This window comes from Oceanobacillus bengalensis (assembly GCF_003628445.1).
In the GTDB taxonomy this organism is placed as follows: Bacteria; Bacillota; Bacilli; order Bacillales; family Amphibacillaceae; genus Oceanobacillus; species Oceanobacillus bengalensis.
The window spans coordinates 16,685-39,099 of sequence record NZ_RBZO01000036.1; the positions used below are offsets into that span (position 1 = coordinate 16,685).

Genomic DNA, 22,415 nt, shown 5'->3' on the forward strand with positions numbered 1-22,415 from the left:
ATTTTTTACTGTATCTTTTCTTACACACTAGTCTTTATTAATTTAGTAAAATGAGTAAATTCAAGCTCGTCAAATTTGTTTAAGATTTTTTCCTCTTTGTAGTCCCATAAGGCATCCTCTAGTGAACATTCTACTGGAACATCACATTTAATTTCTGCAAGTGTTCTAGACAAGTGCAGCATATCGAGGTTGTTATTAATTTTCGTTTGAACCCCTTTTGGTAACTTATCCATATTTTCTAAGAGTCCGTCAATTGTTTCATATTCTTGGAGTAATTTCACAGCCGTCTTCTCACCAATACCTTTGACACCAGGATAATTATCAGCCGTGTCTCCCATTAACCCTTTGACGTCAATAACTTGTTTTGGATGGATTCCCTTTTTCTCGTAAAAATTTTCTTGTGTAAAGACTTCATAATTTCCTAGTCCTTTACGCATGATGGCAACATGAATCCCATCATCAACCAATTGCAAGATATCCTGGTCACCAGTAAGAATAATAACCTCGTGATCCATAGAATAAACCTTCGCTAACGTACCAATACAGTCGTCAGCTTCATAATTTTTCAGGCCAATATTCGGCATGTCGAAAGCCTGAACTACTTCTTTTACCAAGTCAAATTGTGGAACAAGCTCTACCGGGGGTTCCCCTCTATTTGCTTTATAGCCTTCATATAAATCAGACCGAAATGTTTTACTTCCCATGTCCCAACAACAAATAACATGTGTTGGCTCAAAATGATCTACCGCATCAAGAAAGTAACGCATAAATTGATAGATGCCATTCGTTGGCACGCCACTCTTCGTAAGCATGAAGTTCCCTCTAAATGATGTTGCGAAAAATCCACGGAATAATAATGCCATGCCATCGACTAATAAAATTTTATTTTTTTCCAATTATGACACATCCTCGTATTTGTGCTCCTCTAATATGGAGCGAATATCATCTTGTTTTTCTACTAGAACAGAAATATCTATCTCTGAAACAATCATTTTAACATAATTTTCGACATATGTGTTTACCGATTGCTGTGCTTCTTGTTTGATAGACATGACCAATTTCTGCCATTCTGCCATATAATGTCTACTCATTACGACTTTATTTGCTTCAATATATTCCTTTGCGAACGGGGAAAGGACCTTGAAGATTAACTCTTTCATTTCTTCTTTTTCGTTCTTCTCAAAGAAGGCTTTCGTTCCTTTGAATGTTGACAAGGCCTTGTTAAACAAAGACTTCTCAATCTCTTCGAAAGCTTTCGCATATTCAGGTGTTTCGAACTTGGCCCCATTCCAACTCGGTAAGTCAAACAGTTCATCCGTACTTCTGCTCTTCACACTCATATTCCCATGTAGCTCTACACCTTGTGTCTGGATGAACGCTTCTACACGAAGTGACACAGCTTGTAATTCTTGATAGAGTTCATACCCAACAAACTCAATTAATTCATCTAATGACGCCTGAAGTTGTATGATTGCTTTCTTTCCGGACTCCGTAATTGTCGTTGGATTGAAATAATCTTTGAATATATCATGGAAACGAATCGATAATCGTTCAAATACATAGTATAACTGCTTATCGATTTTATCAGCGATACGGTCGTCAAATACAGAGGTCTCCATTCCTTCAATTTCACGCGCTAATTTTTCCTTTTTCTCTTCTAATTCGTACTTTCTTCTTTCCTTTTCATCTTCATCTAAATGTAATGATTGAATGTATTGATTGATTGCATGATATGTCCGATTAATATCCCATACACTTGACTCAATCGTTAAAGCAACTAGATCATGATGGATAAATTGATAGAAGAAGTCTTCAAATGCTTGCATTTGTTCGTTTAATGCCCTCGTCTCTACTTTATCCTTTAGTGACTGTTTACTCGATACAGGGTAAAGTTTCGGTAATCGAATACCTAATGTTATCAACTGTTCCTGAACATAGTTAACGACTAACTGAAGTTCTTCCGCATCTGTGGCTAAATCTGCTGCATTGACAATAAAGAACATCTTATCAAGCTCGAATGCTTCCTTCACCCTTCCAAGCTGTGTCAGAAAATCTTTATCCGCACGTGATAATGCATGGTTATAATATGTGACATAAAGAATAGCATCGGCATGTTTAATATAGTCAAAGGCAACATTTGTATGCCTCGCATTTACCGAATCTGCTCCAGGTGTATCAACCAACGTAATGCCCTGTCTCGTTAACGAACAGTCATAGTATAGATCCATGGAAGCGATATAGCATGCCTTTGTTTCGTCGGTTACATATGTCGGAAAATTTTCAAGCGATATGATTACTGTATCTCCAATAACATCTTGTATCTCGTCAAATCCATTTATCATCGCCTGTAAATACGCCTGATACATTTTGTTTAATCCGTCATGTTGATGGATCTTTTCTCTCTTCACCCATTCAAGCAACTTGCCGAAATCTTTTTCCTTTGGAGAGAATTTCTTTGTAATTGCAACTAGGTCACTCTGGAGTGCTTCGTCATTCTTAAACGTCACCTTTACCGTGCCATGCTGATGCTGATCTGTAACTGGACAAATGCGATTCACCGTAGCTGTTGTCGGGTTTGGTGAAACGGGCAATACATTCTCCCCAATTAACGCATTCGCAAATGAAGACTTGCCCGCACTAAATGCACCAAATAAGGCAATTGTGTAGGAACGATTGGATAGTCGGTATTGTTTTTCTCCCAAATCTTTGAGTAGGGTTTCAAATCCTGGTAAACCTCCGATTGCATGAATTGTCTTTTCAATCGAGCGAATCGTGCTTGCCACCGAAGAAGTCTTTGTTTCCTTTTCTTTCACATCTTCTTTTTCACTAACAATTTGTTTTTCCTTTTTCTCTAGCAATTGCGGTGTATCAATACGTTTTATTCTTTGTTCCTTTTCCTTGATTTCACGATGAATCAGCTTCCATCCATCATCATCGATTGATGGATCGATTAGTTGCTGGTCAATGAAATGGAACTTCGCTTTTAGCTCTTGTTGAATCGCTTCTCGGTGTTCTTTTACATCACGGATATGAGAAAGCTGTGAAATTTCTGCTTGAATTACCGCTTCTTTCTCTCTATTTCGCGAGTCAATATACGCTTTAATCGCATCAAAGCGTACCCTCGCCTCTTGTTTAAACTTGTTCTTAATATCATTTGCCACATCATTGGTGTAGTTTAAAACGTAATCACCATTTATCATTGCACCAGGTTTTAATTGATTCATAAGATCTTGTTCAGTATATATAATCGCTAATTGCTGAATATCCTGCTGCAGCTTGGTATTACTTATGTCGTAATCCTTTATAATTTGCAAGAGCTTGTCTCTTAGTTTCCACTGGATTCCCGCCTCAATATTCTCTTTAAGTGGCGTAAGGAAATCTAGTATTCTCTTGTTTTTTTCTTCCTCTGTTTTTTTCTTAGAACCAAATAGACCAACTTTAAAATTACTTTGCTGGGATTCTAGGAAAACTTGTGCCTTATCTCGTAATTTCGCTGGCATTAAATAGGCATTATTTAATGTTTGCTGGAGCTCACGATTAAACGCTTTACCAAATTCATCGGCTTCTTGTTTTAATGCTTCAAGTTCGGCCGATTTTTCATGTAATTCCTTCATGCCTTGGTCTAGATCCACATCATTTAAACGATCTAGCGTATCTTCATGTTTTATTTTTAGCGCACGCTTATAATCAGTAACTACTTGTTCAACCGCTGCATGCATATGTAGTAATTCATCCTCCGCCATATGGGTCCAGACGGTTTCTTTTATTTCGTCAATCTGATTATTCGCTACGGACTCGTCTAATAAGGAAGAATAATATAACCTAATCGGTTGTAGGTTCCACTCGTCAAAGGTCTGTTTAATCCGTTTATCAAACTGCTCAAATAGCAGCTCTTCTTCATCATGTTTATCAATTTGATTTACGATAACATAGTATGGAATCGCTTTCTCCCCGACAGACTGTAAGAATTGTAAATTCACTTCCGATTGCACGTGATTGTAATCCATTACATAAAAAAGATAATCAACCAGATGCAAAGAGCCTTCTGTCATTATTCGGTCGGCATCATCCGCGGCGTCAATCCCAGGTGTATCAATAATGGAACAGCCACTAGGAACCAATTCTTTTGCTGTACTAAGCTCAATTTTTTTAATTGTATCTTTATCCTTCGAGTACTCTTTTATCACATCCATGTCATACGGTTCACTAAATTCAATTGTCTCCCCATTGTTTAAATGAACACGCGCTACTCCCTCGCCAGAGTATATTTTTACAACATTAGCACTCGTAGGTATTGGACTTTTTGGTAAAATATCTTCCCCTACAATTGTATTAATCATAGACGATTTCCCCGCCGAAAAATGTCCTGCAAAACCAATCATGATTTCATTTTTATTTCGTTTTTCATATAATTCAAGTATTTTGATTGCGTTTTTCTTGTCCCCATTTTGGATCATCACTTGGTATAGCGACGCCAATTGTTCGAGCTTCACGCTCTTTTGTGCTTTTAGTTGATTCATGCCCCATTCTCCTATGCCCCTAATTTATCAACTATTATACGGAAAATATCCTATTAATTCTATAGTTATGTAAAAAATTGCCTGAACGCTACATGTTTTGGATTATGACCGATTTCGTTAAATAACGAATAATATCTCCCCTACTTAAGACACCGACAACGATATAATTCTCATCAACGACGGGGATCTTTTTTATATGCTGTTTCGCGAAGATAGACAAAGCGACCTCCAGCTGATCTTCTGGGCGAACCGTGTAAATAAACTTTTCCTTCATGACCTCACTTACTGGATGATTCAAGCAATGATTTAATTTCTCTCTAAATTCCTTCTCTTCACTCACAAAAACTAAGTCAAGCATATCATGCACCATATGCCCATCGGGATTAATGTGGCGAATAACATCCCCATCCGCTACCATACCGATTAAACGATTATGCTCATCTACAACAGGTACACCACCAATTTCGTGTTGAACAAAGAGCCGCAACAAATCGCGCATTTTCGTTTCTTTTGTAACACTTATAACGTCTTTTATCATCATTTCTTTAATCATCAAGATGATCCCATCCTTATCATTGGCATTTTTCTTATCATTACAGTGATAACCAAATGGGAACGAATGTATTCTTTGTCGATGACGGTTATCTAGTTTACATAATAATATTATATTAAATTAGTCGCAGTTTGAGTTGTGAACTTTGGCGAAAATATAGTGAACTTCAGCGAACATTTGGTGAACTTTGGCGATACTCCAGTGAACTTCGGCGATTTCCTTGTGAACTTTAGCGATTTCCTTGTGAACTTTAGCGAAACGTTGACCTCTTTGATTAAAATCCCAATAAGCATTCAAAACTAACTAAATTTTATGATAAAATAGAAGAGAATGATGAATAGCTATACTAAAAAACTCTTATTCCAAATTTAACTACAAGATAGTTGTTACAATTAAAGAAGGGAAGAGTAATCTTGGTACAAAAGATACTTGAACAACTAAACAAAATGTATCCGGTTAATGTAATTAAAGTTGAATCTGTAACTGATGAGATGTTTCGGTGCACGGCTGAAGAAGGTTACTACTTCGCAAGAATAACAAACTATAAAAGCTTCGATGAACAGTTAGAAGAAGTTAATTATACCGATTTCTTATGTAAAGAAGGATTGGGTGTATCGCCAACAATAGCTTCCTTAAATGGTAAGGTAGTAGAAAAAATAACGCTTAACGATAATGAAGTCTTAACTGTACTTTATAAATCTGCTCCAGGTGTACACCTTCCAAAAGATCAATGGAATGCAAATATATTAAAAGAATTAGGCCGGCAAATTGGGAAATTACATCGTTTGTCCAAGAAGTTTGAAGAAATACATCCAATTAGATATATCGACGATTGGCATGATAACGAGGAATATGCATTTCTCAAATATATTCCTAACAAAGAAAGTTCTATTAGAGATATTGGAAAAGAGATTTTATCAACGATTAAAAAAATCCCAAGAAATAACTCAAACTATGGATTGTTACACGGCGATTTATGGTTAGAAAACATATTGGTTGATAAAGGTTCAAATTTGGCAATGGTTGATTTTCAAGATTGTGAGAAACATTTTTATATTTATGATTTAGCAGTTCCTATATATAGTGCGTTAGAGTATTCGTTTGTAGGTGGAGGGAACATCGTTGAATATGGACAAGGTATTACTAAAGCAATCATTGAAGGTTACCAAGAGGAAAACGAACTATCTCCGGAAATGTTAGCTAAACTTCCCCTATTTATGAAATTAAAAGAAATATTTGAATACAGTTTAATGCACATGTACTGGGATAAAGAAAAGCTAACCGAAGAACAGATAAGAATAATGAACCTTTACAGAATGAGGCTTGAACTAAATTATTCCATTCTGACTATTTAACCCAAACGGTTCATTTTTTCAGTAACTGGTGTGTATCTAAAAAGATAGTTACCGCAGTTTCCAATTAAAAGGTTGTAAATATCCCTATTTCCTATTTTCAAGGAGTGACCACGAATGCGAATATACCCCAATTGTCCAGTTATTACTAGAACAATAGAGGTTGGTGGACTAACGAAATCGCAGCTTATTCAGAAAATGCAACAACAATCAATCCTGATGAATGCATATGGAAAGAGACTATTTTCTGAAGATAAATTTACTACTTCTGATACAAAATATACCCTGAAAATTGTTGAACTAGCTATCAGAGACCTTGGTTTTCCCCGGGGAGCTACAATGCCACAGATTTATAAAAGAGCGAACGAACTTGGTTTAGAATTGTGCCCACTTGAACTCGGACCTCATCTAAGACTAGCATATCTAGATCAGCCTGAAGGTTATTCGGGGAAACCTTCACTCAGGCATGAAGCACCTTCTGGCTCCATCACAATAGCATCAGATATAATAAGTGAAGACGATAATTTCCCAAAAGGCTTTTATCTTAGAAAAATGAGCGATGTGCTATGGCTACGTGGATATATCGCTGATCATTTACACATTTGGAGTCCTGATGATTACTTTATCTTTTGTCAAACAAATAACTAAAGAAGCGAAGAGAAAGTCTCACCCACGTAGATCGACTATATGATGTGAGTCTGAAACAATGCGGAAAGAGGTGTTTTCTATTCAACTAATAATTAGTTATATAGCACTTGGAATTATAACAGCTTTATCTATCGATTATTTAGTAAATAATTGGCTATTTGGTATAATTCTTATGATTAGTTTATGGATATCATACAACTATATTAAAAATCTAGAAACCCAATCAAAAATAGAAATAAAAATGAAGAAGATCGGTATTATTTGTTATTTTCTTACTGTCACAATCGCATTACCACTTGTATTCTGCGTGCTGGTCTAATAAAAATTATTTTACTAATTGCCATTTCAACATATTATTTTCATGTCCTGATCTTTTCATATGCAATTTTTCTAACACTCTTATTGAGCCAACATTGTCATCCTTACATTCAGCGACTACCTTTTCTACATTTTTAAATGAGAAAGCCCACTTGATAATTTCTCTCACTGCTTCTGTTGCATAACCTTTGTTTTGGGCTGAGGGCACCATTCTATAACCTACTTCAACCGTGTTTTCTTTATTGGGTTTGCCCTTAAATCCAATATCACCAATAATCGTGTTATCTTCTCTATTGATAACAAGCCATACACCCCATCCTATAAGGGTAGAGTCCTCTTTTATTCCCTTTAAATACATGTATATATGAGGTCCAAATTCATATTCTTCTGCTGTTGAAATACTTGATAGTAACGCTTCAGAGCAAGGAATGATTTTTAGTCTTTGCGTTTGTAATACCATATTTATCTCCTCAAGTTCATAAAATTTACAATCTCGGTAGAAAATTGAAACATAGTAGTAGGTACAAACCGAAAATCGATTTGTACCCCAACCCTAATATCTACACAGGATAAACCCCATGTTTTCTCTCCGTAAATACTACGTTTTTCGCTTCATAAATCGAATAGCGATTGATTAGTTCCTCTCTTAATCGATTCGGATTAATAATTTCGTCTATTACCATTTCTGAAGCCAAATGATAAATATCGATTTCTGCTTTATATTCATCTTGCTTTTCTTGTATAAAAGCTGCTCGTTCTTCCTCGGGTAATGCTGCGATTTTATTGGCATAAACTGCATTCACTGCAGCTTCGGGGCCCATCACGGCAATTTGTGCGTTCGGAAAAGCAAGAACACAATCTGGTTCAAATGCTGGCCCAGCCATCGCATAGAGACCAGCACCATACGCTTTTCTCACGATTACAGAAATTTTTGGAACGGTTGCCTCACTCATAGCAGATAACATCTTCGCACCATGTCTAATAATGCCTTGCCGCTCTACCTTTGTACCAATCATGAACCCTGGTACATCAACAAGGAATAATAACGGAATATTAAACGCGTCACATAACTGAATAAATTTTGCAGCCTTATCCGCCGAATCGGTAAAAAGCACGCCACCCTTCACACGTGGTTGGTTTGCAATAATACCCACAGATTTCCCATCAATCCTCGCAAGCCCCGTAATTAATTCAGCAGCAAATTTCTTTTTAATCTCACAAAACGAATCCTCATCAATCACCCGGTTGATTAAATCGTACATGTTAAAAGGTGCGTTTTGATTTTCTGGTACTACATCAACAATTGACTTTTCAAATGCCTTAGAAGCTTTTGCTGGAACTACTTTTGGCTGGGTACGGAAATTTGTTGGGAAATAGCTTAAATAATTCTGGGCATAGAAAATAGCTTCCTCTTCCGTTTTCGCTAATACATCCCCTACTCCAGAAACGGTGCAATGCATTTTTGCACCACCCATTTCCTCTAGTGATACATTCTCACCGATAACCTTCTCAGCCATCCTTGGAGAACCTAAGTACATGGACGCATTGCCATCAACCATAATAACAATGTCGCAAAAAGCAGGAATATATGCACCACCTGCAGCAGATGGACCGAATAATAAGCAAACTTGCGGAACCCTTCCTGATAACTTAATTTGATTATGAAAAATTCGTCCCGCACCACGTCTGTTTGGAAACATTTCCACTTGATCGGTAATTCTCGCTCCTGCTGAATCAACTAAGTAAAAAATCGGTAATTCTAATTTTAATGCCGTTTCTTGGATACGTAGAATCTTTTCTACGGTCCTTTTCCCCCATGAACCAGCCTTCACCGTAGAATCATTCGCCATGACACAAACATCTTGTCCGTTAATTTTTCCAATTCCTGTAACAACCCCATCTGACGGTAAGGAATTATCCATACAATTGGCAAAAAAAGCATCTTCTATGTTCATTCCTTCATCAAATAGTAATTCTAAACGTTTACGGACAAACAGTTTCCCTTTTTCCTCATTGCTTTTATGGTATTTTTCTTTTCCACCTTGTTCAATTTTATTTTTTCGCTCCTGAAATTCCTCCATATAGGACATGATGTATCCCCCAATCTTTATTTTCCGTTGTAGACAGGCTTCCTTTTTTCACTAAATGCAATCAGTCCTTCCCTACGATCAGAAGTTGGAATCGTCGCCTGATAAGCCATATGTTCAATTGCCAAACCTGTGCCAAGATCTGTTTCAATTCCTTTATTTATCGCCATTTTTGCCTGCCCTAAAGCGATTGGGCCATTGGTTGCAATGATGCTTGCAAGTTCGAGAGTTCTATCCATTAGTTCTTCTGGACGGGCGACTTGCTCCACTAATCCAATCGCTAGCGCCTCCGCAGCATCAACCGGTTTCGCTGTATAAATTAACCGCTTCGCTTGACCTAAACCGATTAGACGAGGTAAGCGTTGAGTACCACCAGCTCCAGGAATGATTGCCAATGATGTTTCGGTTAATCCGAGCTTGGCCGTATCCGCTAAAATTCTTATATCACATGCTAGTGCCAACTCTAGACCACCACCATATGCAACACCGTTTAATGCAGCAATCACTGGAATCCGTAAATTTTCCACCCTCATGATTGTTTCACCAATATAGCGAACGGCAGAAATCACCTGCACATCTGTCATTTTTCTCCGTTCCTTTAAGTCCGCTCCAGCACAAAATGCCTTCTCACCAGAACCTGTAAGAATAACACAATAAATCGATGGATCCCGGTTGATACTTGATACCACGCTGTTCAGTTCATCAAGGAGTGCAGTTGACATTGCATTCCGTACAGTTGGCCTGTTTAACGTAATGACAGCCACATGTTCTTCTACCTTTTTCAGTGTGACAAGTTCCGACATATAGTCCCTCCTTATCCCAATTCATCAAGACTAACAGTTATTCAATAGTAGCCAGCACATCATCTTCGTTAACAAAGTCCCCTTCAGCAACCTTTAATTCTTTAATCACACCAGATTCTTCCGCAGCAATCGGGATTTCCATTTTCATCGATTCCAAAATAACAATATCCTGCCCTTCTTCTACCGTGTCCCCTTCTTGAACAACAATTTTCCATACACTACCTGCCATACTCGCTTTTACTTCTTCCATGAAAAAGTACCCCCTATTTTTTAATATATGTCTCTACAAATGCCGTAGTTGTATTCCCACTAACAAACGCTTCATGTTTAATCACTTTTAAAAGCATGGGAATGTTTGTCTTGATTCCTTCTATCTTGTACACTTCTAATGCTTCTTTTAATCGAATAATCGCTTCCTCTCGTGTGGAAGCCTTTACAATTAACTTCGCAATCATCGGATCATAGAATGGTGTTACATCATAATCACTTCTAATTGCGACCTCATTCCGAACATGCTGCCCCCGAGGAAACGTCACATGAGAAATATGCCCTGGTGATGGGAAGAACGTGTCAGGGTTTTCAGCATAAATTCTTGCCTCAATGGAATGCCCACTCATCGTTACCCCTTCTTGCGTTATTTCCAATACATTTCCTTGTGCAATACTAATTTGTGCAGCTACAATGTCTATTCCGGTAATTTCTTCTGTAACGGGATGCTCCACTTGAATTCTTGTATTCATTTCTAGAAAATAAAAGTTTTCCTCTTTATCTACTAGAAATTCTATCGTACCAGCATTCGTATAACCGATTGCTTTAGCAGCCTGGACAGCAGCGTTCCCCATCTTCTTCCGCGTTTCGTCGGAAATAAATGTCGAAGGTGCTTCTTCAATCACCTTTTGATTCCTTCTTTGAATCGAACATTCACGCTCAAATAAGTGCACAACATTCCCATGTTCATCAGCAAGGATTTGAATTTCGATATGTCTAGCATTTTCAATTTTTTTCTCAAGAAACATTGCACCATTTCCGAAGAAAGATAGCGCACGCTTGGAATTGTTTTCAAAGGCTTTCACTAGTTCCTCTTCGGAATGTACTACTTGCATCCCAATTCCACCACCGCCTGCTGAGGCCTTTAGCATAACCGGGTAACCAAGCTCCCCCGCCAACTGAACAGCTTCTTCGGCAGTCTGGGCAGCATCCTCTGTACCTGGAACAACAGGAACCCCAGCTGCTTTCATCGCTTTTCTTGCTTCAATCTTGTCTCCCATTTTTTGAATCACATTGCTTTTCGGACCAATAAAGATAAAACCCTCATCCCGACAAAGCGAGGCAAATGTATCATTTTCGCTTAAAAACCCATACCCAGGATGGATAGCATCAGCGCGAAATTCTTTCGCAATAGCAAGGATTTTTTCACTATTTAAGTAGCTCTCATTCACTGGTGCTTTCCCAACACAAGCACTTTCATCCGCCAGTTGAACATGTGGTGCATCCTTATCGGCTTCTGAATAAATGGCAATGGTCCTAATTCCTCGTTTCTTACATGTTCTAATAATACGAGCTGCAATTTCTCCCCGATTAGCGATTAGAATCTTATTGATCATGAACAACCTCTCCTATAGTATTGTCTAGCAACCTAACTCCCTAGCAATTACCAATCTCTGAATCTCAGATGTTCCTTCTCCTATCTCTAACAATTTAGCATCACGCAAATATCTTTCCACTTCATATTCGCGCATATAACCATAGCCACCATGGATCTGAATCGCTTGGTTTGCTGCACGAAATGCCGTTTCTGTTGCAAACAGTTTTGCATATGCTGCCTCTTTACTAAAGGCCTTCCCCTGATCCTTTAGCCATGCCGCTTTATAAATCATATTTCTAGCAAGTTCCACTTCCATCGCGATATCTGCAAGCTTAAATTGAATCGCTTGAAACTTGGAAATCGCTGTACCGAATTGTTTTCTTTCTTTTGCATACTGTAGTGCTTTCTCTAAAGATGCTTGTGCAATACCAAGGCCGAGCGCAGCAATAGAAATTCTTCCACCATCTAATGTATATAAAAATTGTTTAAATCCTTTATTTGCTTCCCCTAATATATTTTCCTTTGGAACGCGAACATCCTCTAGAACAATCGCTGCCGTATCCGACCCACGGACACCCATTTTATCGTAATTACTCGTAATGGTTACTCCTTTTGTATCTGTCGGAACAATTAGTGAAGAAATCGTATTTTTCCCTTTGTCATTCTTTCCTGTAACAGCAGTAACGATCAATGTTTTGGCGAAACTAGCATTTGTGATAAAGCATTTCTCACCATTGATAACGTATTCATTTCCCTGGAGGACAGCTGTCGTCTTCGTTCCACCTGCATCTGAACCAGCGTTCGGTTCCGTTAACCCAAACGATGCTAAAGCCTTACCCTCTGCAAGCGGTTTCAAATATTTCTGTTTTTGTTCCTCTGTTCCAAAGTAATAAAATGGACTTGCACCAAGTGACACTGCGGCAGCATAGCTTAAACCTGTACTTCCACATACACGGCCGATTTCCTCAACAGAGATTGCATAGGACAGTGTATCACCACCAGATCCACCATACGCTTCAGGAAACGGAATACCTAATAGTCCAAGCTCACCCATTTGTTCAAATATGTCGACAGGGAATTTCGCTTCTTTATCAATTTCAATTGCCCGTGGTCTTATAACCCTCTCGGCAAACTCTCGAACCATATTTTTAATCATATGTTGTTCTTTAGATAATTCAAAATCCATACATTACACCTCTTTCTATTTAGCAGTTTGAAGTAGAAGTATTGACAATTACCTACTAACTTTCCTTAGTTATTTCTGTATTCAGAACCATACGAACCTTACAAACTTATCTTACACTGAATTGGACCTGTTGTAAAAGAAAATCTCAGGAGCAAACCTGACTATAGAATATATCTAAAGGTTATTGTTCTTTCTAAGTTAATTCATAGTATATATAGAATGTTGATTTCTTTAATTCAGTATAGTTTATCTCTCGCTTACACTTATTAATGCTATGTGCTGTAATTCGCTGCGGCAGAATGCTTCGCTATATTGAGTGCTCTAGATGTTATTAAAGCTATCGAACATAAAATTACGTTCTGGGCAGTTTTTCCTCGCAAAAGCATCGTTTTTTTAGTGGAAATCAAGTAGAGCAGGAACTTAGTGGAGGAAAGACACGAAGACTCCTACGGGAGGATAGGCCTAGGTGAGACTGCGTAGTGCGTTAGCACGGAGGAGGCTCACCAGCCGCCCGTGGAAAAGCGAAGTGTCTTTCCGGAACGGCGTGCTTAAAACTATACTGAATTAAGTAAGTCCACTATTTACATCCATAACAACAAACATACCTAAAGATCTAAACAAAAAAACCCACTTAAAGAAAGAACACTTTCTTTAAGTGGGGGCATTTATGCTATCTTATTCATCTGATTCGCCAAATGGTTTTTCATATGCAGCTTCTTTCCAAACCTCTAATACTTCTCCATGCGTATCCGTATCAATCACAAATGAACCATTACTGTACCTGTCACTTGTCGAAAGTTCTAGTGGATACACTGATTGCGTTTCTCCGTTTGACGTATGGAATCTTATTGACTCATTATCATTTAGAACGAAAAATCCTCTGATCCGATGTGCTTTATTTTTCAGTTCACGTAACATCACTAGTCCACGTTTTGCTCGACTAGTTTTCTCAAATTCTCTTAGTTTCATCCGTTTACATGCGCCGCGTTGCGTTAAAATAACAAGCGATGGACTGGATAAATCATCAAACACTTGCCCGCCTACAACATATTCATCCTCTTTTAACTGGATGGATTTCACACCTGCAGCACGTTGACCTACTACAGTAATTTCTGATTCATCATACCATAATCCATACCCTTTATTCGAAGCAATAAAGACATTTGAATGACCGTTCGTTTGGTATACATTTACCACTTCATCGTCCCCTTTAAGATTCAGGGCTATTAACGATTTAGCATGTCTTGATGCATTGTAAAGTTTTAATTCACTACGTTTCACCATTCCATTTTTCGTGAAAAATAGGAGATAATTATCTTCAGTAAATTCACGTATCGGGATACACTGTACAATAAATTCATCTTTATCTAATGATGCAATGTTCGATAGATGTTGCCCCATATCTTTCCAACGGATATCAGGGAGCTCGTGAACAGGTATCATCGTATACTTCCCCTTCGTCGTAAAGATGAGTATATTATCTGTTGTATTTATCTCGAACAATCGTACTAAATGGTCATCATCTTTAATCGCAAGATCTTCACCATTTGAGGCACTAAATGACCTGAGACTTGTTCGTTTAATGTATCCGTCTTTCGAGATAGAAACAAGTACATCTTCACTTGCAACAACGACATCAATATCAAATTTCAGTTCTTCAATTTTATCTTCAATGACCGTACGTCTTGAATCTGAGTATGTTTTTTTAATTTGTTTTAAATCTTTTTTAATGGTTTGGTACAGCTTTCTCTCATTTGCAAGAATGGATTCAAGTTCCGTAATATTTTTACGTAATTCATCCGCTTCATGCTGTAGTTGTGTTAAATCAGTGTTCGTTAATCGATACAATTGCAACATCACGATTGCTTCTGCTTGTGCTTCGGTAAAATCATACTGCGCTATAATCCGCTTCTTCGCATCCTGCTTATCTTTTGAGGCACGAATCGTTGCAATTAATTCATCAAGAATCGATATTGCTTTGATTAATCCTTCAACTATATGTTCACGATCTTTGGCCTTTTTCAAATCAAACTTAGTTTGCTTTGTCACAACCTCTTTTTGATGTGCAATATAGGCATCAAGCATCTCAGGTAGTGACAATAATTTCGGTGTCCTATCTTTAATTGCTACCATATTAAAGTGATACATCACTTGAAGTTCGGTATTTTTAAATAAATAATTTAATACCCCTTCACTATTCACATCTTTTTTCAGTTCAATGACAATTCTTAAACCTGTTCGATCGGTTTCATCACGGACCTCAGAAATACCTTCAACTTTTCGATCGAGTCTTAATTCATCAATTTTCTTAACCATATTGGCCTTGTTTACTTCATACGGAATTTCTTCAATGACAATTTGTTCTCGGTTATTCCCGCGAAGTGTTTCGACTTTTGTCTTGCTCCTAACAACAATTTTTCCCTTACCTGTTTGGTACGCTTTCTTAATCCCTTCAACACCTTGAATAATTCCACCTGTTGGGAAATCAGGACCTTTAATGACAGTCATTAATTCATCGACTGTTACTGCTGGCTTATCAATTCTCATCATAACGGCGTCAATTACTTCAGCAAGATTATGCGGTGGAATGTCAGTTGCATACCCAGCAGATATACCTGTTGAGCCATTTACTAGAAGGTTAGGAAACTTCGCTGGTAGAACAGTTGGTTCCATCGATGTCTCGTCGAAGTTCGGTATTAAATCAACGGTTTCTTTATCAATGTCACGTAATAACTCAGCAGATATTGGAGAAAGCCGTGCTTCGGTATAACGCATCGCTGCAGGTGGATCTCCATCTATACTACCATTGTTTCCATGCATTTCTATTAATACATTACGAATCTTCCATTCTTGACTGAGGCGAACCATCGCATCGTAAACAGAAGAATCACCATGTGGGTGATAGTTACCAATAACCGTACCAACTGTTTTTGCCGATTTACGAAACCCTTTATCATGCGTATTTTTCTCTACATGCATTGCATATAAAATTCTACGTTGAACAGGCTTTAACCCGTCCCTAACGTCAGGTAATGCCCGATCTTGTATAATATATTTACTATATCTACCAAACCTATCCCCGATTACTTCTTCTAATGGAAGGTTAAGATATTTTTCTGGTTGTACCAAGTAAGTCCCCCCTTAGTTCTCCGAAATTTTATCGTTTTCTAAAATGGTATCATCTTCTTCTAAACCAAACTTAACATGTGATTCAATCCATTTCCGTCGTGGTTCAACTTTGTCTCCCATTAATGTCGTCACCCTTCGTTCTGCACGAGTAAAGTCATCAATAGATACACGAACCAATGTACGGGAATCTGGATTCATGGTCGTATCCCATAATTGGTCTGCATTCATTTCCCCTAACCCTTTGTAACGTTGAATCACATAACCATTTTTAAATTCTTTTACCGCTTGTTTCATTTCCTGTTCATTCCAAGCGTATTTTATCTTTTCATTCTTTCCTTTACCTTTAGATACTTTAAATAACGGTGGCAATGCGAGGTACACTTTTCCTGATTCAATTAGTGGACGCATATAGCGATAGAAAAAGGTTAGTAGCAATACTTGAATATGTGCACCATCCGTATCAGCATCCGTCATAATGATAACTTTGTCATATTGTGCATCGTCTATATTAAAGTCAGCACCAACTCCAGCCCCGATCGTATAGATCATCGTTGAAATTTCTTCATTTTTCATTACATCCTGTAATTTTGCTTTTTCCGTATTAATAACTTTTCCTCGTAATGGAAGAATCGCTTGAAACCTACGATCCCTTCCCTGTTTAGCTGAACCACCCGCAGAATCGCCCTCCACTAGATATAACTCATTTCGTTTTGGGTTTTTAGACTGTGCTGGGGTGAGTTTTCCGCTTAGCAATGTGTCTCTTCTACGTCTTTTCTTCCCTGATCTCGCTTCTTCTCTCGCTTTTCTTGCAGCTTCTCTTGCTTCTTTTGCCCGAATTGATTTCTTAATGAGCATGTTCGCAATGTCAGCATTTTCTTCAATAAAATAAGCAAGATGTTCAGAAACGACAGCATCAACAACAGTACGTGCTTCGATTGTTCCTAATTTCCCTTTTGTTTGTCCTTCAAATTGTAATTTATCTTCAGGAATTCGAACAGAAATAACGGCCGTTAATCCTTCTCGAATATCAGTACCATCAAGGTTCTTATCTTTTTCTTTCAGTAAAGATGCTCGTCTTGCAAAATCATTAATGGTTCGTGTGATTGCAGAGCGTGCTCCAGATTCATGGGTTCCTCCATCTCTTGTACGAACATGATTAACAAAGGAAAGCATGTTTTCTGCGTAGCCATCATTAAATTGAAAGGCAAAATCCACTTCAATACCTTGCTGTTCTCCTTCAAAGGAAACAACTGGGTGGAGTTCGTCTTTTTCTTCGTTTAAATAATCGACGAAAGCTTCAATACCGTTTGGATAAAAGAAAGACTCTTTTAACTCTGCACGTTCATCTTGTATATGAATGGTCAATCCTTTTAATAGAAATGCAGATTCTCTTAATCTTTCCGCTATAATTTCATAATCGTAATTTAAAGCAGAGAAAATAGCTGGATCGGGTTTAAAATGAATTACCGTTCCTGATTTCTTCGTAGGACCCTTCTTCTCCAATTTCGTTGCAGGTTTACCACCGTTTTCAAACCGTTGGAAGAAAGTTTGTCCCTCACGGTAGATCGTCACCTCTAACCACTCTGAAAGTGCATTAACAACGGATGCACCAACACCATGCAAACCACCACTCGATTTATATCCACCTTGACCAAATTTACCCCCTGCATGTAGCACAGTAAAGATAACTTCTGTCGTTGGTTTCCCAGAACGGTGCATCCCTGTTGGTATCCCTCTACCACTATCTTCTACAGAAATACTATTGTCTTTATGTATGGTAACTTTAATCTCATCTCCATATCCAGATAATGCTTCATCGACCGCATTATCAACGATTTCAAATACCAAATGGTGTAGACCTTTACTATCCGTACTTCCTATATACATTCCAGGTCTTTTTCTAACGGCTTCGAGGCCTTCTAATACTTGTATCGAATCATCTGTATATTGCGTTGATTGTTTTGTCACGTTTTATCTCCCCCTAGGAACGTACAGCTACTATTACTATTAATATTAGAACGAATGTTTGATATTGTAAATGTTTTTATTGGTTATTATGATATATCCATTTAGAAAGAGTCGATTATTAGTATACTATAATTTTTCAACCTGTGCATGAAATAACAAAATGCCTAAACCTTGTTCCGCTCTTATTCGGTCAGTATATACTGCGTGTTTTCTATAGGATTTACAGTATATGGAGGTAACATTTTTATATTAATTGTGAATGTATAATGGCAGGTTACATTAGAGGATATAGAAAAAGGATGACGTCGATTGCCATCCTACTTTGTACCTTATTTATCTACAAGCACTGCATGTACAACTTTGATACATAAATCCATTATGACAGTAAAATCTCTTTCCCTCAAATAATGATAAGCCTCTTCGTTTATAATACCTTGTTGTGCCCAAAAGATGCGTGCATTCGTTTCCTGAGCATCTTTTGCGACGTCTAATAAAAACTCAGGTCTTCTAAAAACATTAATGATGTCAATACCAATTGGAACTTCTGCTAATGTTGCATACGCTTTTTCCCCTAGGACTTCAGTGACTGTAGGATTAACTGGAATGATTTTATAACCTTGTTCTTGCATAATCTTAGCAATTTGGTATGATGTACGAGCAGGATTATCGGATAAGCCAACAACTGCAATCGTCTTTTTCGTTTCTAGTATTTCTTTCAATACATCTTTTGAGGGATTTTCCCAAGCCATACTTGACCTCCTAACTATATTGGGTTATCTATTGTTTCGTAAAATTCACTTTATCTGAATACTATAGCATATATAGATAGAATTTTAAATTTATTTAAAGTCTTTCTGCACGATTCACGCTATGCTAAAATAGGTGTAGAATATACTTCAGTAACTAATGAAAGTAGGATGAATGTATGGAATATGTATTATTTGCTCTTATTGCTTATTTATTCGGATCAATTCCATCCGCATTACTTGTAGGGAAAATCGGCTACAACATAGATATACGAGAACAAGGCAGTGGTAATCTAGGCGCGACGAATACCTTCCGAGTATTAGGAAAAAAAGCTGGCATCATTGTGACACTATCCGATATTTTAAAAGGAACTGTCGCTGTATTACTTCCATTACTTTTTGATGCAGAAGTAAACCGTTTGGTTATTGGTATTTTCGCCGTTATAGGACATACCTACCCAATATTTGCGAAATTTAAAGGTGGGAAAGCAGTCGCTACATCTGGTGGTATTATTTTAGGAATAAATCCGATTCTATTTTTAATCATGGTATCTACTTTCTTAATCACTTTATATATTACGAAGTATGTATCTTTATCCTCGATGATAACTGGGGTAATCTCCGTAATTATTTCCATATTCTTTAAAGATGTCGGACTTATTATTGTAATTTCCTTGCTTACTATCTTTGTCTTTTACCGTCACCGGGAGAATATTAAACGTATTAGAAAAGGAACCGAACCGAAGATTAAATGGATGTAGAAATTTAAACGGAAGTTAATAAATGTTGAATCAGGTGAATGTATTGAAGTACATCTTTATGGAATTAATAAGATTTTACCAAACAGCAATTAGTCCATTTACACCCTCTACATGCAGATTTTATCCATCATGCTCTGCATATAGCTTAGAAGCGATTAAGCGATTCGGTGCAATAAAAGGCGGAATCCTAAGTATTAAAAGGATTAGTAAATGCCATCCCTTCCATCCAGGCGGGGTTGATTATGTGCCAGAGAAAAAACAAAAAAACGAAGACCACAGTTAACATGTTGGTCTTCGTTTTTTAAAGTTTTTTTCGTATTGTTGTTATTTTATATCTTTTTGCATCACAACTTCTTCCAATAAAAACAACAATCCCTTAGAAAACAGCCTTTTTCTAAAGATTAAATCGCTCAATTTGTTCCCATTTATTTTCACTTTCCAGAATCTTCTTCTGATACTCCCCAAATAGATCAAAATGTGGGTAAGTATCATGTTTATCAATCCAATTCGGGTCAAGATTGTACGTTTCTCCCCACTCTATTAGTCTATTTATATCACTACAACCTACCTTGGTAACCGTGTAGCAACCGGGAAACCTGCTATCTAACCAATAGTGTGTGAGAAAGTCAATTTTACCGTCCTTTACATTACTTTTCCATGCCCTTAATTCCGCACGGTCAATACCAAAGGCCATTATGATTCTCCTTGTAATTTGCTTAAATACGCCTCATGCCATTCAGGGAAGGACCTGCGTAACGATAAAGGTCTAAAGGTATCTTTCTTTACAATGGTATGTTTGGTCGTACCAGATACTGCAACTTCTCCGTTAGCATTCAGGATATGATAACCATACACCGTCCTTAAGCCATCGTATTCTTCTAGCCACGTTTCTACAAAGGCTGCTTCACCGTATCTGATTGGCTTTTTAAATGATACATTCGCATCAAGCACTGGAGAAACTACATTCTCTTTCTCCATTGCTGCATAACTTAATCCTAAACTCTCAATAAACTTTGTTCTTCCAATTTCAAACCAAACTAAATAATTCGCATGATAAACGACACCCATTTGATCGGTTTCCTGATATCTTACTTCAATTGGTGTACGTACTTTATTCACTATCATTTGCCCCCTACTTCTATTATCTTTTTATCTTATCATGAAAGAGAGAGATTATAGAAATAAAATACCCCTCAAAACCTATTTATCGATTTCTGAGGGGTATTGATACAATTATTGATATTCGTCCTTGATTTCCTGCTTAAATCCTTTAATCGCTTCTTCTCTACGTTTGTTCTTTTCTCTGATTTTTTGTTGATCTTGTCCATCGGATAACGCCATTGTTTCTTCGGACTTTTCTATATTTTGAATGGTGTCCTGAACCATATTTTGTAACTTTTCTACATTATCACTTCTGTCATCTGGATTTGGCTTCTGATTATGAGTCATATTTATACTCCTTTCATTTGAGCTACACCTATTTTTACACTAAAAAATTAACCTATACATAAAAAAATTCCCTTTCGCATGTTGAAAGGGATTCGTAAATTATTTAGCTTTTTTTAATGTTTGATGCATTTTCTTTTCTATGTTTTCTTCAATCTTATCTAACAGAAAACTGTCTTCTAAAATCTGTCTACGATTTTCCTGAACTAATTCCTCAAACGTCATTTTCTTCTTCAAAGAAATAGCAATCCACTCCTTTTATAGGAATTATTGCCATATCTTTAAAATCTTATAACAATTTCATGAATTAATTTAATCCATCAACCATCTCTTCCATAAATTCATACGTCATTGGACCAAGTTTTCTTTCCTGTCCGACAACGCCATCTGTTCCAATAAAATATGTTGTTGGTGCAGCAACAACTTTGTATTCATCAGAAATGACAGCATTTGGGTCTAACGGAATGATAAAATCATACCCATATTCATCAACAAAATCATGAATATCTTGTTGTTTTTTCTCCATATTCGTTAAGTTTACTGCTACTATTTCTACTTCATCTTTATGTTCATCATAAAATTTTTGCATCTCAGGCATTTCTTCTTTACATGGTGGACACCACGTATACCAAAAATTTAATATAACCTTCTTTCCTTGTAAATCTGACAATCTAAATTGCTCACCTGCTAGTGTTTCTAATGCAATCTCTGGAGCCACTTCACCCTTGCTTATTCCAGTTTCCCCTTCTGAGAAAATCGTTACACCACTAGTGTTCGGGTCACCAGTAACATCATATAGATTGCTATCATTTGCATTATTACTGTTTTCTTCCATAACGTTGAAAATGACGATACCGATAAGTAAAAGTAAAATTGCACTACCTATTATCTTTTTTAACATGACATATCTCCTCCAGCTTGTCGAAAAACATACTGTTGTTTGTATTTAAATCGTATTTCTATTCATGCCAAAAGTAAAGGAAATCGCCTTAATGTTCGGTAATTATTCATTTTTGACAATAGCTTAACATAGTAATTTGTATAAACTCCAAACTAACTTAATTCAGATTATCTTAAATCGGAGCACATCTCGCCGTCTGGGATCGCTCCGGGCGGATGCTTTCCCCGGGCACGGCCTCAGCCTCCTCAGAAGCACAGAACGCTTCTTCCGGGGTCTTCGGACACGTGCTATTCCCGGTCGAGTAAGCGGGAATACAATCCTCTTCGAGGACGTGTTCCTCACTCCTCACAGAACCGTGCGTGCGGTATTATCGCACACGGCTCTTCCTATTATCATTCACAGAATATAGCTA

At 37.4% G+C, this 22,415-nt stretch carries 21 protein-coding genes; 4 read left to right on the plus strand and 17 right to left on the minus strand.

The window, feature by feature from the left end:
- Positions 1 to 20 precede the first annotated feature (20 nt).
- The 3 genes from D8M05_RS17185 to D8M05_RS17195 form a co-directional block, all read right to left on the minus strand.
- Positions 21 to 896 (minus strand): 5'-3' exonuclease, encoded by an 876-nt coding sequence (locus D8M05_RS17185; protein WP_121134015.1) that lies wholly within the window; start codon positions 894 to 896, stop codon positions 21 to 23.
- Positions 897 to 4,520: a dynamin family protein gene (locus D8M05_RS17190; protein WP_121134017.1), complete on the minus strand. Its 3,624-nt coding sequence runs from the start codon at positions 4,518 to 4,520 to the stop codon at positions 897 to 899. It lies immediately after the preceding gene.
- A gap of 88 nt (positions 4,521 to 4,608) precedes the next feature.
- Positions 4,609 to 5,073, minus strand: a complete 465-nt coding sequence (locus tag D8M05_RS17195) for a CBS domain-containing protein (RefSeq protein ID WP_245985504.1) — start codon at positions 5,071 to 5,073, stop codon at positions 4,609 to 4,611.
- A 446-nt stretch (positions 5,074 to 5,519) separates the two neighbouring features.
- Between D8M05_RS17195 and D8M05_RS17200 the strand changes: the two genes are divergently transcribed.
- A complete protein-coding gene (locus D8M05_RS17200; RefSeq protein WP_121134056.1) occupies positions 5,520 to 6,428 on the plus strand; it encodes a phosphotransferase enzyme family protein in 909 nt (302 codons plus the stop codon).
- A gap of 114 nt (positions 6,429 to 6,542) precedes the next feature.
- Positions 6,543 to 7,073, plus strand: a complete 531-nt coding sequence (locus D8M05_RS17205; protein ID WP_121134020.1) for a helicase — start codon at positions 6,543 to 6,545, stop codon at positions 7,071 to 7,073.
- Positions 7,074 to 7,398: 325 nt separating this feature from the next.
- Here D8M05_RS17205 and D8M05_RS17215 read toward each other — a convergent pair whose 3' ends face one another.
- The 9 genes from D8M05_RS17215 to D8M05_RS17255 all read right to left on the minus strand — a co-directional run bounded on the left by D8M05_RS17215 (position 7,399) and on the right by D8M05_RS17255 (position 18,898).
- On the minus strand, positions 7,399 to 7,851 hold the full coding sequence (locus D8M05_RS17215) for a GNAT family N-acetyltransferase (protein ID WP_121134024.1): 453 nt from the start codon (positions 7,849 to 7,851) through the stop codon (positions 7,399 to 7,401).
- A gap of 100 nt (positions 7,852 to 7,951) precedes the next feature.
- Entirely contained in the window at positions 7,952 to 9,481 is a 1,530-nt protein-coding gene (locus D8M05_RS17220; RefSeq protein WP_121134026.1) for an acyl-CoA carboxylase subunit beta, read from the minus strand.
- Positions 9,482 to 9,498: 17 nt separating this feature from the next.
- Complete coding sequence (locus tag D8M05_RS17225) at positions 9,499 to 10,281, minus strand: enoyl-CoA hydratase (protein ID WP_121134028.1); 783 nt, start codon at positions 10,279 to 10,281, stop codon at positions 9,499 to 9,501.
- Between the two features lie 37 nt (positions 10,282 to 10,318).
- Positions 10,319 to 10,531 carry an acetyl-CoA carboxylase biotin carboxyl carrier protein subunit gene (locus tag D8M05_RS17230; RefSeq protein WP_121134030.1) on the minus strand — a complete coding sequence of 71 codons (213 nt, stop codon included), beginning with the start codon at positions 10,529 to 10,531 and terminating at the stop codon, positions 10,319 to 10,321.
- 13 nt (positions 10,532 to 10,544) lie between these two features.
- Positions 10,545 to 11,885, minus strand: a complete 1,341-nt coding sequence (locus tag D8M05_RS17235) for an acetyl-CoA carboxylase biotin carboxylase subunit (RefSeq protein WP_121134032.1) — start codon at positions 11,883 to 11,885, stop codon at positions 10,545 to 10,547.
- Between the two features lie 24 nt (positions 11,886 to 11,909).
- A complete protein-coding gene (locus D8M05_RS17240; RefSeq protein WP_121134034.1) occupies positions 11,910 to 13,052 on the minus strand; it encodes an acyl-CoA dehydrogenase family protein in 1,143 nt (380 codons plus the stop codon).
- 675 nt (positions 13,053 to 13,727) lie between these two features.
- Complete coding sequence (gene parC, locus D8M05_RS17245; protein WP_121134036.1) at positions 13,728 to 16,181, minus strand: DNA topoisomerase IV subunit A; 2,454 nt, start codon at positions 16,179 to 16,181, stop codon at positions 13,728 to 13,730.
- 12 nt (positions 16,182 to 16,193) lie between these two features.
- A complete protein-coding gene (gene parE, locus D8M05_RS17250) occupies positions 16,194 to 18,149 on the minus strand; it encodes a DNA topoisomerase IV subunit B (protein WP_121134038.1) in 1,956 nt (651 codons plus the stop codon).
- A 329-nt stretch (positions 18,150 to 18,478) separates the two neighbouring features.
- A complete protein-coding gene (locus D8M05_RS17255; RefSeq protein ID WP_121134040.1) occupies positions 18,479 to 18,898 on the minus strand; it encodes a CoA-binding protein in 420 nt (139 codons plus the stop codon).
- A gap of 176 nt (positions 18,899 to 19,074) precedes the next feature.
- Between D8M05_RS17255 and plsY the strand changes: the two genes are divergently transcribed.
- Both plsY and yidD read left to right on the plus strand, forming a co-directional pair.
- Entirely contained in the window at positions 19,075 to 19,656 is a 582-nt protein-coding gene (gene plsY / locus D8M05_RS17260) for a glycerol-3-phosphate 1-O-acyltransferase PlsY (RefSeq protein WP_121134042.1), read from the plus strand.
- A 58-nt stretch (positions 19,657 to 19,714) separates the two neighbouring features.
- On the plus strand, positions 19,715 to 19,939 hold the full coding sequence (gene yidD / locus D8M05_RS17265) for a membrane protein insertion efficiency factor YidD (RefSeq protein ID WP_379543422.1): 225 nt from the start codon (positions 19,715 to 19,717) through the stop codon (positions 19,937 to 19,939).
- Between the two features lie 111 nt (positions 19,940 to 20,050).
- Here yidD and D8M05_RS17270 read toward each other — a convergent pair whose 3' ends face one another.
- The 5 genes from D8M05_RS17270 to D8M05_RS17290 form a co-directional block, all read right to left on the minus strand.
- Entirely contained in the window at positions 20,051 to 20,350 is a 300-nt protein-coding gene (locus D8M05_RS17270) for a hypothetical protein (protein WP_121134044.1), read from the minus strand.
- Complete coding sequence (locus D8M05_RS17275; RefSeq protein WP_121134046.1) at positions 20,350 to 20,775, minus strand: acyl-CoA thioesterase; 426 nt, start codon at positions 20,773 to 20,775, stop codon at positions 20,350 to 20,352. The genes D8M05_RS17270 and D8M05_RS17275 overlap by 1 nt, the downstream gene beginning before the upstream one ends.
- Before the next feature lie 114 nt (positions 20,776 to 20,889).
- On the minus strand, positions 20,890 to 21,105 hold the full coding sequence (tlp, locus tag D8M05_RS17280) for a small acid-soluble spore protein Tlp (RefSeq protein ID WP_121134048.1): 216 nt from the start codon (positions 21,103 to 21,105) through the stop codon (positions 20,890 to 20,892).
- A 99-nt stretch (positions 21,106 to 21,204) separates the two neighbouring features.
- A complete protein-coding gene (locus D8M05_RS17285) occupies positions 21,205 to 21,339 on the minus strand; it encodes an FbpB family small basic protein (protein WP_342772279.1) in 135 nt (44 codons plus the stop codon).
- 70 nt (positions 21,340 to 21,409) lie between these two features.
- Positions 21,410 to 22,003: a TlpA family protein disulfide reductase gene (locus D8M05_RS17290; protein WP_121134052.1), complete on the minus strand. Its 594-nt coding sequence runs from the start codon at positions 22,001 to 22,003 to the stop codon at positions 21,410 to 21,412.
- Positions 22,004 to 22,415 lie beyond the last annotated feature (412 nt).